This is a genomic window from Paraglaciecola sp. 2405UD69-4, from assembly GCF_047525415.1.
Classification (GTDB): domain Bacteria; phylum Pseudomonadota; class Gammaproteobacteria; order Enterobacterales; family Alteromonadaceae; genus Paraglaciecola.
In genome coordinates this window covers 1,157,696-1,172,682 of sequence record NZ_JBLIXM010000001.1, presented here as the reverse complement: position 1 = coordinate 1,172,682, position 14,987 = coordinate 1,157,696, and the positions used below count along the sequence as shown (strand labels likewise).

Here is a 14,987-nt window from a genome sequence, read left to right as displayed (position 1 = left end):
TTCCTGCTCTAAACTGAAGCTTTTTAGTAACGCTATCTAGAATGCAGTTTAAGTGGCGTATCATACATTCTCTGCTGCCGCAGCCCGGCTGTAGTTGATGACATCAAATTGAATAAACTTAACCACCCACTGGGGCACTTTTGTTCTACCCCATAGAAGTACTTTAATTGCTCATCAGGATAGTGCTGAGTGACTAACTGCTGTTGCAACCAGGTATTCTTTGGCAATAGAAGATGGGTACAGTTTCCTGCTAGGGCAAGCATTAAGCCTGATAAGTCAAAATCTCCAAAATACACAAGTGCTTTATCATGACAACTTGTTCCCCAGTTTTTAATGAGCAAGTTAGCCGCTTTTGAGTAGTGAGAATCACCTCGATAAATAGCTAGAACATTGCCTAAATGGTTTTCAACCATTCCTTGAAACTTATGCCAGTCGTTAAAACTATCTCTGTTTTCAATAAGTATCAAAGTATCGTAACTAGAGTAATTTATCCTTTTAATATCAAGCTCTACATTCACCTGTTCGCAAGAATAAAGTTGCTCTTGAAACCCTTCTAATACTCTATTATTAGTTAATGCTGCCAAAACCAGATGCTCTGTAGGCTTGATTTTCCCTTGTTTTTCGTCGGCACTTTTAAAAGCCGCGGTTTGATGAGTATCTGAACTAAAATCTTCGAAGATATCCTCACCCATGATTTGTAAATAGGCCTGTTGTATTTTATCTATGCCTTGTCGATTGAAACGGTATTTTTTGCCCTTTACCACCCACTTACCAGGAACAATATCTTCATTTTCACACCATTTAAGTATCTCTTTAACCGCTGCAACAGCAGTAGTGGCCGCCCTATCATCAAACATAAGCTTAGTACTTTGCTCTAACAACAAGACCTTAGCTTTTGGCGTGAGCGAGGCTACCATAGAGGTTATCCGACCGCCTGAAAGTCACCAAAAAAGCGCATCCCTACCCTTACGTCTTTAATAATATACAACTGATTAAACCGGCTTTTAGGAGTTCGCTCTTTTTCAAGCATAAAACTTTGTTTACTTTGCTGCGGTAAGCCTTCATATTCGGCTACCACTTGGAATAACCAAATTTCAGCATCCCAAGTTAGCCCCTGCTCAGCAAGATAATCAACACCGCTTAATGGCTCTGGGCTTTCTATTACCCTAATAAAGAAATCTTCAACATCTTTAGCAAGTTGCTTTTGCTCTGTTGCCACTAAGCTTTGTACTGCCACAGCAAACCCTTCGGTTTGGGTTTCTGATTGTGAGCCTTGCTCTGGCTCTCTGGGTACCGCTCTGGCGAGCTCAGCTAAAGCATAGCCATCTTGAGCTCTGTCTAAAGCAACAAAGGCTTGGGCTTTGATACTATGGGCTTGATTAACTACTGCGGGCACCTGACTGCGGTTTGGATAATCTCCCACTTGAAAATTCGGACGTTGCCGTAAAAAGGCACTCATGCGATTAATTAACAAGGCTCTGTCTTGTTGATGGCGAAAACGCGCCATTAAAAGTACTAAACGCTTTTGAACCTCTAGCAAGGAGCCAGAGTGTTCCGAAATACGGGCTTGTAACTGACTCACCAGTAACTTTCGCAAGGCACCGTCACTGCCTGCTAACTGAATTAAGTCATCAAAATTAATGATGCTAAACCCATCAAGTATGCGCCTTAACTGACGCTGGGCGAGTTCAATTTCTAGAATTTTGTCATCTAAACTGCTTACAAAGCCAAACTCAGTATTTAACCTATGCCACAAGCTTTCAATGGCATCACCAAATTGCCCTGTCATGTCGTATACACGTTCAGTTAACAGTTGCATATGATGCTCGGTGGCAGCGTAATCCCCTTTTTGCCGGGCCGCTTGTAATGACTGCACCCGAGTGTGAATTTGATCTAGATGCTCACCCACGTCAGAGTTAATTTGGCGCTTACGCTCATCTTGGGTCAAGCTAGCTATTAAATCATTTACATTAGGCCTTAAAGCTAAAGGCTGCTGCTCGTCTGGGCGCCATAAAATGCGCCCATTAATTAATCTATCTAATGCCTGCGCAGTAAATGCAGCTTCGTCTACATGACCTTGTAAATAGCCCTGCATTAAAGCATCAGCATGTTTACCAATAAGCTCTAACCGCTCTTTTCCTAATTCAAAAAGCGGGTTACTTTGTAAGGTATTGTTTAATTTTGAAGCTTGATTCAAAACATCGCCTCTTGCTCAGGTACATCATCAATGGGCAGGTTTTCTTCATCTTTGATAAAACGCACTAGCTCTATAAGATGCTCTATTTTCCCAGTCACAATATAAAACAGCCTATCTTTATGGGGTTGATGCAAGTAGCCCAATTCTTTAATACGTTTAAACACTTGTTTAATTTGCATATCAGCTTTATCACTGCTGGATTTAAATACCTTGTCTGCAGCAAGATGGGCTAAGCGCTGCATTAAAGATTGGTTGTCTACCACTTTAGACTCAAAGTCTTGTAGTTTAATAGTATCACCTGCACTTAAAGCCCCATCACGACCAAGGGCCTCTTGCACTAGTTGCATCCATTCAAGCATTGGCAACAAGGACTGTACCGTACTCGCAAACTGCCCGCTGAGGTGATGCCGCGCATTTTGATTTAAATCACAGTAAGCCAGAAAATAAACCGAGCCATCTTCACTTTTTGCCACGCGCCTATTTAAGGGCCGTAAAAAATGATTAAACTCTTCCACCAGCGCTTCATTTTGTAACTTATGAAAACTGTGTTCGTCTGTCACAGTACATATAAACTCACCTTCAAGTAGGCGTTCTAATAGTGGGCCGTGTTCGATCATGCTTTCACCTCTGTGGTTGCGGCTTTGTTTTGCTGTAAACGCTCAGCGATTCGACTCAATTTAGGTTCAATTTTTTCTAATTGCTGCTTTTGCTTATCAATCAAATATCTATGTTTAAACAACATTAAGACTTCAGACTCTGGATTCGGAAATGCCCCTAAAATATGAATATTATTGGTATCACAAGCTTTAAATAGTTTTTCAACATTGTGATAAGCCAAGGTACCAATTTCATCTATGGGCCAGTGGATATGAATATCAGCGTGATTTCGTAATAACCGAGTAAAAGCTAGTAAGAACTTACATAATATTAAGTAGGCCATCCCATGACTTGAAGACTCAAGTAATTGCCTGTCATTTTTAATAACTAAGTCAGAACCACCTTCATTTAGATGTAACTCTAAACGTAGTAAGGACTCGATACTGTAATTAGCATCATTGGGTAATACTTCAACCACATCAGCCAAGTTATCTAAGTAAGCTTCACTTGGAAGGTAATCATCAGATTTATTCCAATTATCGTATTGCTGTGCAAAGCGTTTTAATGGAGTCCAGAAATTCAGTTCATCCACTGTAGAAATAATTTTCACTTCAGAGCGAGCAATACCGTCCAAACTTAAATCATCAGACACTTCTTCAGTAAGGCGTTTACTTTGTTGCGCAATTTTTCGGTTAATATCACTAAACACAGTAAAGAAGCGATTTAAGTCGCCACCTATGGTTTCACCCTGCTCCACAATTTGACGCTGGCGAGACTCTAAAATACTCAATAAACGCTGTAAAATCGGCAAACGTTCACGAATATTAGCGTCTTCGTCTAGAACAGAAAAAGCTTGATGCATAGTATCAAGGAAGTCTTTACCTGCATCTTTCCCAAGTACTCCCTCAAATTCAGTGAGTGATTCCTTTAACTTTTTCTCACCGCGACTACGACTTTCCAACGCTTCATTAGCTCGGCTTATTCGCTCAGCCTGATCACCGAAGTTAATGTTTGCTTGTTCTGTTGGCTCAAATGAAAACACAATATGGTTTAATTGACGCACCATAGGTTCAATTTCAGTAATCAAAGAGCCACAACTAGAGAGTGTTTTTTCTGTCGTAGATAAGGCCGCCGATAATTCAGCACGTTTACTTTGATACTGGCTTACCAAACTAGACTGTTGCTGTTGCAACTGCTGACTCAAAGACTTTAATTCGGCTTCTTGCTCTAGAAGCTCAGGGCGCTGCTTTAACCAATCAGTTTGCACAAAAGTTTTGTATTCATTTAGCTCATCACGCCTTACCACAACACTTTGAATATGACTTTTTAGCCCCTCAATTTGTTGTTTTAGTTCTCGCAATGTATTGGGATCAATATCTTGATCAGCTAGCTCTTGGTTAAATGCGTGTTCTAGCTGTTTGATTTGCTCACGGTTTTGCTGCCTTTTAGCTTCAACCTGACTTTCCAACTCTTCAATTTGTTCATCTAAAATAGCTAGCTCATCTTGCCAACCACTTTTAAACTCCAGTAACTGCTCTTCATAATCAGACTTTAACAAATCAATAGCTGCTTGCTTTTGCTCAAGTATCTGAGTCTTATCATCTAAAAGTTTTTGAAGGGCTTGCTGCGCCTGTTGTTTACGTTTCGCCAAGGCGGCTTTTAATTCATCTGCAAAACGTTGCTTAGCGCTTTGAGCGTAGGCCACTTCTTGCTCAGCTTGTTCAAATAAACGATTCTGCTCAGCTACAGCTTCTCGCTTCAGCTCTGCTTCTTGGTGGGCTTGGTCTAATTCAGTCTCATGTTGTTTTTGCTGTTTTTCGGCAGCCAATAAATGCTTTTGAGCCTGCTCTAACGCCAAACTTAACGCAGCTTCGTCTTGGGCATAATCAGGTGCGTCAATTACACTAAGATTTAACTGCACACCTAATAAACTATTTAGTTCAGCTTCATTACTCTTGCTTGACGCTAGAAGCTGAGGTGACAAGTCTTTACGATCAAGTAAAGGCTCATTGATCAAGCGACCAATATCTTGTTCCCAGCCAGGCTTATTATCTCGCAGATATTGCCTTAAGCTGTCTTGTTCGGGTGAAACTTGTTTATTTATTTGACCTAAGCGCTCTTTAGCTTGCCTAGTAGTTTGTCTGGCTTGCTGCAGGGCTTTATCAGCCTTATCACGTATGCTGCGCTGCTGTTGGTATACACTCTCGGCTTGCTGTTTGGCGCTAGATGTTTGCTGCCAAACTCGCTGCGCTAGCTCTAAACGTTTATCCGCCAACGAGCCGTTTTCAACTTCTAGTTCAGTTGGAGTAGCCAGTTTCGCTTGGTGTTCTTGACGGACAATACTGCGTTCTAGCTCTAATAATTCTGAATCAAACTCAGCAGATTGTAGCTCTTTACGTTGTTCAAACTGGCCTCTTAATTCCAGCTCTTTTTCGTTATGGCTTTGCCGTTTCGCTTCTTTTTGTTGGCCAATGACTTTAACTTGCGCTTGGTTTTTACGAGACAAACGCTCTAATGATTCAGATAGCTTAAGCTTTTGCTGTTCAAGCTGACTCTGTAAATCCTTATGCTGTTCAATAAGTAAGTTATATTGCTCTAACTTTTGCTCGTACTCCTCTCGCTTCAGAGGTAAGGCATCAGTATCTTTTTGAAGCTGCTCAATATCTGAATCTTGATATTTTTCATATTGTTGCTGAATATGATCAAGCCTAGAAGATTTTGCTTTAAGGTTTTCAACGGTTTCGCTCACGCGACTATTTAGCGCACCTTCAGCAAGCTCAAAAGCACTTTTTTCACTACTTTGCTGACTTTTGATTTTGTTACGCTGTTCTTGGCTATCCGCTTTTTGAGTAATTAGAGCTTGTAAGTCTTTCTCTAAAACAGGCTTAAGCTGCAACAACTGAGTTTCAATTGCATTCAATTTATCGGTTTGAGCCTGAATGTTTTGATATTCACTCTGCATAGCCTGTAAGCGCATGGTTTGGCGCATTTGGGTGATCCATTCCCGGGCTTTGGTATTTTTAACTGTAGTAGTAGGTTGTACTAAACCATCTTCTTCAAAAATAGCAGCAAGCATAGTACGTAAGGTATCCATCTTGCCTTCTTTAGCATGAACCGCACTGACTAGCTTTTCCATATGCCGAATACGATGCTGGCTAGATACCAAACTATAACGGCTGGCCAACTGTCTAAGCTTAGTGTTTTCACGCCCAACCGCCCTGCCCACACTAGCATCATTTTGAATGATGCTACGAAACTCGCTAGTAGATTGAATTTTATGAGAAAAATCGATCCCCAATTGACGCAGCTGCTTGATCCACTGCTCAGGTAACATAGCTTGTACATTACCTTCTTCTGTATCGACTAACAGCTGCTCTTGATGATAAGGAGCCGCCACTAAACGATATTGGACACCGTCAGAGCCTTTACGAGTCAAAACAACTTGGCAGTCTTGTCCATCTTCTCTTTGATATTCATAAATTAGATAACTGTTAGCATGAGGTAAGTAAAAATCGTCAAACTTTTTACGGGTTTTAGGTACGACTTTACTAGGTAGTTCACCGTAAAAAACAGGGATCAAACGCTGTAAGGTGGTTTTCCCAGACGCGTTAGTACCACAAATATTGCTGTGTCCAGACACATCAAGTTCAACAAAACCAGGAAGGTGACAATTTATAAGAATAATGCGATGTAACCCAGGCATAGACTTCCTTTTTAAGGGTAAAAATACAATGAAGATATTGCGCAAAGAATAACAGATATTTATATGGGCATTACACAGTTAAACAATAGCTAAATACGCCATTTTTTATCATTCAAATAAGTAGCATCAAAACGCTTAGCAAACCTCAAATTTCAATTCCCTTTAACGGGAAATTATTATCTGGCAAACTCAAATACTAGCTAACAACTTACCGAGAAGAACATGGAAGCAATAAGACAATACTTACAACTACAACCCTGGCTGTTACGTGCGTATCTACTGTTCTTATTACCAACAGCAATAGCTCAAGACGCCACTTTAGATACCTCTCCAATAAAAAGTGCAACTATCATGACTACCCTAGGAAACATTGAGATTGAATTATACCCAGAACAAGCTCCCATCACTGTGGCTAATTTTAGTCGCTATATAAAAGCTGGTGCCTATAACAAAGGGAGGTTCTATAGAGTTGTGCGCTTTGACAATGATAACGGCTCGCCAAAGATTCAAGTCATACAAGGTGGGGCGGCCACGAATTTTACTGACTTTGAGCCTATTCCCCTAGAGAACACTGAAGCCACAAAAGTTAGACATCTAGACGGGGTATTATCAATGGCAAGAGGCACACCAAACTCTGCCACTTCAGAGTTTTTCATTTGTGTAGGAGCACAGCCCTCATTAGATTTTGGAGGTTCGCGTAATCCTGATGGTTTGGGGTTTGCAGCTTTTGGGCGAGTAACACTAGGAATGGATATAGTAAAAGCGATATTAAATATTACAGATACCTTGGCTGTTGAAGATGAATATGTAAAAGATCAAATGCTAACCCAGCCAATATCCATAACTCAGATAGTCACGAAATAATAAAAAAGACGAGCCTAAGCTCGTCCTAAAGTGACACACAGGGGAACTTTTACTATTTAGAAAGCCGCTTTTATATTAATCGCAGCTGTTCGTGGTGCTCCCAACCATGCTGCGTTTGTCGCTACCGTTCCTAGGTAGCTTTCATCAAATAAGTTATTTACCGTAAAGTTTATTTCTATGGACTCTACAGACTTACCTAAATCATCAATTTGAGTACTAAAATACAAATCGCTGACTGTGTAAGCATCTACTGCTGAGGTGTTCTCTTGATTCAACCAGCGCTCCCCAACATATTTAGTGCTTAAACCTGCAGAGTGATTACCACGTACCCAATCAAGGCTTAACACTCCCATTTGTTCAGCAGCACCAATCACACCATTGCCTAGTATTGATGTTTCACCTTCAGCAGCCTCATCTGTATATTCAGAGTTATTATTGGTGTAAGACACAAACACACTAAAGTTATCAGATACTTGATAGGTTAAAGAGGCTTCAATACCAGTAGATTCGATACCACCGTCATTAATGTAGCCACCGGCGGTCGACTCCAAGAAATCAATACCGTCTTCGCCATCTTCAACACTAACAAAAGTAATACGATTATCGAACTTAGTGGCATAGTAAGTCAGGTTAGCACTCAAGTTTTCTGAGGAGTAACGTAACCCCATATCAAAGTTATCAGCGGTTTCTGGCTCGACTAGCGTTAAATCTGCATCGTCTCGCTCCAATACAGCATCTTTAATGGCAGCGTAGTTTTGTGCAAAACCAGCAAACACCTCTAAACCATCAACTGGCAAGGGGGCAACAAAGCCCGCTGATAACAGCAGATCAGAGTCAGAAGATACCCCTTGGTCATTGGCTGAGTTAAACCTGTCATTTTTAGATACATCAACCAAGAATTGTTTGACACCCAGATGAGCTTTGGCAAAACCTAAGTCCAACTCATCTTCAAGGTAGAACATAGTGGTCTCTACTGGGAATTCACGGTCATATTGCACCCAGTAAGGGGTTTCATCAAAATAAAAACTAGTCGCTGAATCAATTATTTTGTGCCAATCACGGCTTTCGTCGCGGGTGTAATCTTCATACCAGAAACCACCTCGCAAGGTATTGTCCATATCTGCTATACGGGCATCCCAAATAAAATCACCATTAATACCTACACGTGTTTTTTCATAGTGAGTGTGACGATAAGAGCCTACAGGTATTGCACCTTGTTCATAACAACCCGGGTCATATTCTGCACCGGCACCACCGTATGGGAAGCTGATAGAGCTTTCACATCCATCAATTGGGCTCAATTGCACACCTGCACTATTAACAAAGTAAATCTGTCCCAGAATATCACCACCATAAACTGTAGTTCCTGACACCACTTCTGAATGACCAACACCTTCACCATCAGCAGTTACATCCACCAAATACGGTGGTACCCAATCACCACGGCCTTCATTGTTGTGGTAATAAACATTAGTACTAAAGGCGACATCCCCTATATCAAAATCTGCTTTTAAGTAAGTGAAAAAGTTTTCTCTTAAGGTAGACCAACCGCGGCGATAGGCTTGATCTTGATATGGAATACCAGTCCACTCACTGGTTAGTTGATCCCACTCTGAGTTTTGTTCAAATTGCGCTATGCCATAAATACGTTGGTAATTATCTTCATGGGTGTCGTCGTATGAGGCATATGCGGTTAAATCAACACTTCCAACAGTACTTATTACTTTAGCTGCAAAATGGTCACGTACATTCTCAGCAGCTTGATCCATCCAATCACTGCTTTCTTGGTTAGACATGCTAAACCAAGCAAAGGTGTCTTTAGCAATTTCACCTGTTTCGTAACGAGCAAAGAATTTTCTACCATCGAATTCAGCAAAAGTGGTACTTACAACTAAGCGCTCTTCTAGCCCAGGATCAATAGTGACAAAATTGAGTGTTCCGCCTAAGGCTTCATGGGAGCGAGAAGCTATGTCAGCAGTACCTTGTGACACATCTACTCTGGCTAAGTTTTCAGTGTCGATATAACGATTAGCTTTTGCGCCACCACCATAATTTGAATTACCGTTTGCGATGCCATCCACTGTCATCCCTATTTGTTGCTGCGATAAATCCACTTGAAAACCACGTATCGAAATACTCGTAGACCAATCATCGGCACCAAAAGTGTCGCCTTCATTTATTAGAACACCGGGCAAGTTATCAATAGTAGCTAGCACACTAGTCATTGCTGTTTGCTGCTTTATCATCTCTTCAGATGTTTGGTTGTTTGCGTAAGACACGCTTTTACCAATCACGGTAATGGCTTCAACTTCTTGTGCTTCGTTATCTTGAGCAAAAACGCTTTGTGACAGAGCGTATGAACTTAATGCTAATGCAATAGATAAAGCTAATTTCGTGGGGCTAGTAGTTTTCATGGTATCTCCCAATATGTTTTTTATAGTGGGCGATAATTTGAAGGGGTTACGTGAAGTTAAGATGTATATCTGATGACACTTGGATGACGTTTTAACTAGATATTTGCAATCTTAGTGACTCATTTATTTCACTAAGACTGCAGATGTAAGTATGAAAAGGGCAAATGACCTATTTTTCAATGAAGTATGTACCCCAGCCATCAAAGTCCACATGATGCTTTTGTGCTATTGCAAATAGCTTTTCGGTATCTTGGTTTATTAGATCTAGGTCTAACATACGCTCTACTACAGCATCAAAACAAAAAACTTCTTCACCGTCATCAAGCTCTAATTCTTCAGCATCGCCGACTTCAAAACCGGCTTTGAAAGCATCAACTGCTGCTTTTTCAAGGGCTTCAAAATCTGCACTGGCAAAATGATACTCAATAGTATGAGCCTGACTATCATCACTGCCATCTTCTACTAAAGCAGCAACAGTTTCTTGGTTAAACTCATACCATTCAGTTAATTCTTCTTCTAAATTCATACTAATGCCTTATATATGGAGTGATGTACTAAAGGTTTTGATTTTCAATTTCTGTATCTAAGGCTTGTATCATATCAGCCATTTTATTATGAAAGTATGTCATATTTTCTTTTAAAGATTTCTGCTCATCCATAAACTCGGGTTCTGATAAAGACATTAAAACGGTTCCATTGTTCCAACGGTTTAATCGAATTTTCTGATGTAAATTACTGGCGGCGACAACTACTATGGGCTCCTTGGTTTCATCAGCAATACGAAACGCTCCTGATTTAAAAGGTAACAAGCCTCGACCGTAACTTCTTGTACCTTCAGGAAAAAACCAAACAGACAGACCTTTATCTTTAATTTTTTCCACAGTACTTTGTAAAGTCCCTCTAGCCTTTCCAGAGTCTTTCCGGTCAATCATAATATTGCCAGTTAACCAATAAACCTGCCCAAAAATGGGGATCCATTTAAGACTTTTTTTACCAACTGTCACAGTGCCTTTCTGCGCTGCTTTGCAAATAGTCACCAAGTCATAGCTATTTTGATGATTAGCTATATACACAAAAGCACCGCCTTGCTTAAGTGTATCTGGCACTCTAACTTCTAGCTTCACCCCTAAAATAACAGAAATGGAGCTATACAGCTTACCTGCAATGTAAACGTTATCCCGATGAAAAGGTCTCACGAGACAAACAAGTAACAGCACAATATTTAGCAAAACAAAATAACAAAGTAACAGGACTATTCTAAGCAGAGCTAACATTCGCATATCCAGAAACAAAAATGGCTGCCGAGTATACGCATTTTTTACTTATACCCAAACCTCTAAACAGAGGTTTTTAATAATATTCAGAATTAGTTTAATGACACTATTTACTGTAAAAGAATGAAATAATTCACTATTCAGCCGATACTAAAATTAACGGCAAAATTTTACTGGAAGGTTACTGCTTACATGCAAATATTCAAACATGAAGATCTAGACGAAGATATTTTGACAGACCTATTAGAAGAGATAAATGAGCTCTATGAAGCGAGTGAACAAACTCTCATCGAGCTAGAGCTAAAGCCAACCGATAATGAATTACAACGATCTTTATTTCGCTCAATCCATACTATTAAAGGAGACTTAGGACTCGTTAACTTCACACCTCTGATCCCGTTACTACAGCATGGTGAAGATCTTTTAGACTATCTAAGAAAAGGCCAAATACACTACACCAGTAACATGAGTGATTTAGTTTTACTAATCATGGATAGAGTAAAAATGTTTGTGCAAAGTTGTATTCAAACAGGACAAGCAGAATACAATAAAACCATGTTTGATAAGCTTGTTACTGCAATCATTTGTATAAAACCAGAAAATAGTGCCGACCACGAACAACTGCTGGCGAAAGCAGTTCAAATATTGGATCCAAGTTTAGATCTTGGGGTCGACATAGCCAATGACACTAAAACTACCACAGCCGCCTCAGCTACACCCGCTAGTATTGCCACAACAGGTATCCCAAAGTCAGCTACAGAAAGCGAGCGAGAGGACTTACTATTTTTTAGGGAGGTAATGAAGCCAATCGAAAAACGTTCTAAATATTGGGAAGGAAGAGGCGATAGAATAGCCAAGTTGGCTGGCTATATAAACAAAATAGCAGGCTCACCTATAGATGAAGTACAACTAGCAGTAGCCTGTTATATGCATGATTTTGGCATGGCATTTATGCCAGTTGAGGTACTGCATAAACAAGAAAAGTTAGAAGAAGTAGAGTTCAATCTGATGCGTTCTCACGTATATAAAAGTGCTCGCCTGTTAGAAAATCTAAATCAATGGAACGAAGCTCGTAAAATAGTTATGCAACATCACGAACGAATTGATGGCAGTGGCTATCCGCTAGGAATAAAAGAAGACGACATTTGTGATGGTGCAAAGTTGCTCGGTATACTCGACACCTTTGATGCTATAACTCACGCCAGAGCCCATGAGTCTCATTTACAACGTCCTAAGAAAAAGGCAGTGATAGAAATCAACCGCATAGCTAAAGGGCAATTTTCTACCAAATGGATGCAAGCCTTTAATTCAGGTATGGCGGCGTTACTAACTAAGTAATTATGTTAGGCAATACAAAAAAACGCTAGGTTTTACCCTGGCGTTTTTATTTAGTATTTAGTTTAAGTGTTACATATTTAATTCTTTTAACTTACGGGTTAGCGTATTTCTCCCCCACCCTAAACGTTTAGCAGCATCTTGTTTGTGCCCATGGGTATAGTGTAGTGCCCGCTCGAGTAATATTTTTTCGAAACTAATAATAGCCTCATCTAGAATATTATTTTGTCCTGCTTGTAATTGGGCATCAGCCCAGCTTGCTAAAAGCGTTTGCCAATCACCAGACTGTGAACTTTTCTCAATAGAAACCGGCTGTTGATGGATTTCTGGTGGTAAATCATGGGGTAGCACTTCTTGTCCACTCGCCATAACAGTTAACCAACGACACATATTCTCCAACTGTCGAACATTACCAGGCCAAGGTAAGTTAGAGAGGATTTTTTTAGTTTCTTTAGATAACACCTTTACTTCAACATCTAACTCGTTTCCTGCTGTTTGCAGAAAATGGGCAGCTAATAAAGGAATGTCCTCTCGCCTTTCACTTAACTTAGGAATATGAATCCGAATAACATTCAAGCGGTGATATAAGTCTTCTCGAAACTTCCCTTGTGAAACACGCTCTTCTAAATTTTGGTGGGTTGCAGCAATAATACGTACATCCACACTAACAGGGTTATGTCCGCCTACTCGATAAAACTGCCCATCTGCTAATACCCTCAGCAAACGAGTTTGCACATCAAGAGGCATATCACCTATTTCATCTAAAAATAAGGTTCCACCATTAGCCTGCTCAAAGCGACCTTGCCTAGCTGCCTGAGCACCGGTAAAGGCTCCTTTTTCGTGACCAAACAATTCTGACTCAATCAAATCAGCTGGTATGGCTGCCATATTTAAGGCAATAAAGGTTTTGTCGGCTCGAGGGCTGTGTCTATGTAAAGCATGGGCAACTAATTCTTTACCTGTACCTGATTGGCCATTTATCAAGACACTTATACTGGAGCGAGATAATCGACCTACGGCTCTGAAAACCTCCTGCATAGCAGGCGCTTCACCTATTATTTCTGTAGCTTTTGCCACTTCAGGCACCTGACTTTGCTTAAGTTGTTCACGTGCATGAACTAAAGCCCTTTGTACCAGCCCCACGGCCTCATCAATGTCAAAAGGCTTAGGCAGATACTCAAAGGCCCCACTTTGATAGGCATTTACTGCACTGTCTAAGTCTGAATGGGCAGTCATAATAATGACAGGAATATTCGCAAAGCGTTTATGGACTTCCTCGAGTAATTTCATGCCATCCATTTGCGGCATACGTATATCAGAAACGATCACTTCTGGTGGCTGACCTGTTTCAAGTTGTAATAATAAATCTTCAGGATTTTCAAAACTGAAACAAGGAATATTGGCGGTTTGTAACGCCTTTTGTAATACCCAGCGAATCGAGCTATCGTCATCGACTATCCAAACTGGTTCTGCACTCATTTCTGGGTTTCCTTTTTATCAATGGGTAAATATATGGTGAATGCGGTTCTTCCGTGCCAACTCTCTACTTCAATTTTACCTCTGTGATGACCAATAAGGGTTTGTGATATCGAAAGTCCTAAACCACTCCCATCTTTCTTACTAGTTACCATAGGGTAGAACAAGGTGTTCTGAAGTTCGGCAGGAATACCAGGACCATTATCGATTATCTGTATTTTGGCGCATAATGGGAAGCAAGCCCCATGTACGATCACTTGTCGTTCAATGCGTGTAACAATCCTAATTTTACCAGGTATTTCTGGGAATTCAGATAAAGCCTGCAAGCTATTGCGGACGATATTGAGGGTCGCCTGCTGTATCATATCTTGGTCTATGTATACGTCAGGGATACTCGGGTCATAATCACGGGTTATAGCCACATTATGACTTAAATCTAAATCCACCAAAGCACATACTTTTTCTAAAATTTTATGAATATTATGAGAACTAAAGGTAGGCCTTAAATTTGGACCAAGTAACCTATCCACTAAATTAGTTAAGCGATCAGATTGCTCAACAATAATAGAGGTAAATTCTATTAACTCCGCCGACACTAACTGTTTAGACAACAATTGAGCGGCTCCTCTAATGCCCCCTAGAGGATTTTTAATTTCATGAGCTAAACCTCGCACCAACTCTCGCGCTGCTCTTTGCTGTGCTCGTTGCTGGTTTTCTTGACTTATTTTTTTCTGTTGCTCAACAGAGCGTATCTCTACCAAAAGTTGACTTTTGTTTTCATCTGCCATGTTAGTCACTGACACATCAGCCTGAGTGTACCTGCCGTCGGTAAACTTAAAGGTAACTTCGCTGTCAGAATAGACCTCTCCATAGTGACTGGAGTTTTTAAAACGACCAAAATCCAAACTTGAGGTGGCAACAACTTGATGAATTGGACAATTTACTAACAAATTTAAACTACGTTCAAATAAGGTTTGTGCATTATGGTTGGCATATTGAATGCGCAACTTATCATCAAGTAAAATGACTGCGGTAGACAAATTGTCTAACAAAATTTCAGGAGTGGTAAGTTCAGACATAAGCTCAGTATATTCACGCACAAATATAGTGCAAGGTAATTATTCGCT

At 40.4% G+C, this 14,987-nt stretch carries 11 protein-coding genes; 2 read left to right on the top strand and 9 right to left on the bottom strand.

Annotated elements, in window-relative coordinates:
• Positions 1 to 32 precede the first annotated feature (32 nt).
• Genes ACMUMK_RS05200 through ACMUMK_RS05185 form a run of 4 tightly spaced genes read right to left on the bottom strand, consistent with a single transcriptional unit; the run spans position 33 to position 6,497 of the window.
• Positions 33 to 917 carry a hypothetical protein gene (locus ACMUMK_RS05200; RefSeq protein ID WP_414700057.1) on the bottom strand — a complete coding sequence of 295 codons (885 nt, stop codon included), beginning with the start codon at positions 915 to 917 and terminating at the stop codon, positions 33 to 35.
• Positions 918 to 922: 5 nt separating this feature from the next.
• The gene (locus ACMUMK_RS05195; protein WP_414700056.1) at positions 923 to 2,197 is read right to left on the bottom strand and encodes a hypothetical protein; all 1,275 of its coding nucleotides are present in this window, start codon (positions 2,195 to 2,197) and stop codon (positions 923 to 925) included.
• Positions 2,194 to 2,814 (bottom strand): hypothetical protein, encoded by a 621-nt coding sequence (locus tag ACMUMK_RS05190; protein ID WP_289030427.1) that lies wholly within the window; start codon positions 2,812 to 2,814, stop codon positions 2,194 to 2,196. Before ACMUMK_RS05190 ends, ACMUMK_RS05195 begins: the two co-directional genes overlap by 4 nt.
• A complete protein-coding gene (locus ACMUMK_RS05185; protein ID WP_414700055.1) occupies positions 2,811 to 6,497 on the bottom strand; it encodes an ATP-binding protein in 3,687 nt (1,228 codons plus the stop codon). The genes ACMUMK_RS05190 and ACMUMK_RS05185 overlap by 4 nt, the downstream gene beginning before the upstream one ends.
• Positions 6,498 to 6,719: 222 nt before the next feature.
• On the opposite strand from ACMUMK_RS05185, the gene ACMUMK_RS05180 reads away from it, so the two are divergent.
• A complete protein-coding gene (locus tag ACMUMK_RS05180; RefSeq protein WP_414700054.1) occupies positions 6,720 to 7,361 on the top strand; it encodes a peptidylprolyl isomerase in 642 nt (213 codons plus the stop codon).
• Positions 7,362 to 7,417: 56 nt separating this feature from the next.
• On the opposite strand, the gene ACMUMK_RS05175 is transcribed toward ACMUMK_RS05180, so the two are convergent.
• The 3 genes from ACMUMK_RS05175 to ACMUMK_RS05165 all read right to left on the bottom strand — a co-directional run bounded on the left by ACMUMK_RS05175 (position 7,418) and on the right by ACMUMK_RS05165 (position 11,049).
• Positions 7,418 to 9,775 carry a TonB-dependent receptor domain-containing protein gene (locus ACMUMK_RS05175; protein ID WP_414700053.1) on the bottom strand — a complete coding sequence of 786 codons (2,358 nt, stop codon included), beginning with the start codon at positions 9,773 to 9,775 and terminating at the stop codon, positions 7,418 to 7,420.
• A 169-nt stretch (positions 9,776 to 9,944) separates the two neighbouring features.
• Positions 9,945 to 10,301: a ribonuclease E inhibitor RraB gene (gene rraB / locus ACMUMK_RS05170; protein WP_414700052.1), complete on the bottom strand. Its 357-nt coding sequence runs from the start codon at positions 10,299 to 10,301 to the stop codon at positions 9,945 to 9,947.
• 28 nt (positions 10,302 to 10,329) lie between these two features.
• Positions 10,330 to 11,049 carry a 1-acylglycerol-3-phosphate O-acyltransferase gene (locus ACMUMK_RS05165; RefSeq protein ID WP_414700051.1) on the bottom strand — a complete coding sequence of 240 codons (720 nt, stop codon included), beginning with the start codon at positions 11,047 to 11,049 and terminating at the stop codon, positions 10,330 to 10,332.
• Positions 11,050 to 11,241: 192 nt separating this feature from the next.
• On the opposite strand from ACMUMK_RS05165, the gene ACMUMK_RS05160 reads away from it, so the two are divergent.
• Entirely contained in the window at positions 11,242 to 12,387 is a 1,146-nt protein-coding gene (locus ACMUMK_RS05160) for an HD domain-containing phosphohydrolase (protein ID WP_414700050.1), read from the top strand.
• 69 nt (positions 12,388 to 12,456) lie between these two features.
• On the opposite strand, the gene glnG is transcribed toward ACMUMK_RS05160, so the two are convergent.
• Together glnG and glnL are read right to left on the bottom strand one after the other, a co-directional pair.
• Positions 12,457 to 13,863: a nitrogen regulation protein NR(I) gene (gene glnG / locus ACMUMK_RS05155; RefSeq protein ID WP_414700049.1), complete on the bottom strand. Its 1,407-nt coding sequence runs from the start codon at positions 13,861 to 13,863 to the stop codon at positions 12,457 to 12,459.
• Complete coding sequence (gene glnL, locus ACMUMK_RS05150; protein ID WP_414700048.1) at positions 13,860 to 14,939, bottom strand: nitrogen regulation protein NR(II); 1,080 nt, start codon at positions 14,937 to 14,939, stop codon at positions 13,860 to 13,862. The genes glnG and glnL overlap by 4 nt, the downstream gene beginning before the upstream one ends.
• Positions 14,940 to 14,987 lie beyond the last annotated feature (48 nt).

What these genes read in the sequence shown, in the direction of transcription:
- ACMUMK_RS05200 (WP_414700057.1), bottom strand. Translation starts at nt 917, where the DNA reads ATGGTAGCCTCGCTCACGCCAAAAGCTAAGGTCTTGTTGTTAGAGCAA.
- ACMUMK_RS05190 (WP_289030427.1), bottom strand. Translation starts at nt 2,814, where the DNA reads ATGATCGAACACGGCCCACTATTAGAACGCCTACTTGAAGGTGAGTTT.
- ACMUMK_RS05185 (WP_414700055.1), bottom strand. Translation starts at nt 6,497, where the DNA reads ATGCCTGGGTTACATCGCATTATTCTTATAAATTGTCACCTTCCTGGT.
- ACMUMK_RS05180 (WP_414700054.1), top strand. Translation starts at nt 6,720, where the DNA reads ATGGAAGCAATAAGACAATACTTACAACTACAACCCTGGCTGTTACGT.
- ACMUMK_RS05175 (WP_414700053.1), bottom strand. Translation starts at nt 9,775, where the DNA reads ATGAAAACTACTAGCCCCACGAAATTAGCTTTATCTATTGCATTAGCA.
- rraB (WP_414700052.1), bottom strand. Translation starts at nt 10,301, where the DNA reads ATGAATTTAGAAGAAGAATTAACTGAATGGTATGAGTTTAACCAAGAA.
- ACMUMK_RS05165 (WP_414700051.1), bottom strand. Translation starts at nt 11,049, where the DNA reads ATGTTAGCTCTGCTTAGAATAGTCCTGTTACTTTGTTATTTTGTTTTG.
- ACMUMK_RS05160 (WP_414700050.1), top strand. Translation starts at nt 11,242, where the DNA reads ATGCAAATATTCAAACATGAAGATCTAGACGAAGATATTTTGACAGAC.
- glnG (WP_414700049.1), bottom strand. Translation starts at nt 13,863, where the DNA reads ATGAGTGCAGAACCAGTTTGGATAGTCGATGACGATAGCTCGATTCGC.
- glnL (WP_414700048.1), bottom strand. Translation starts at nt 14,939, where the DNA reads ATGTCTGAACTTACCACTCCTGAAATTTTGTTAGACAATTTGTCTACC.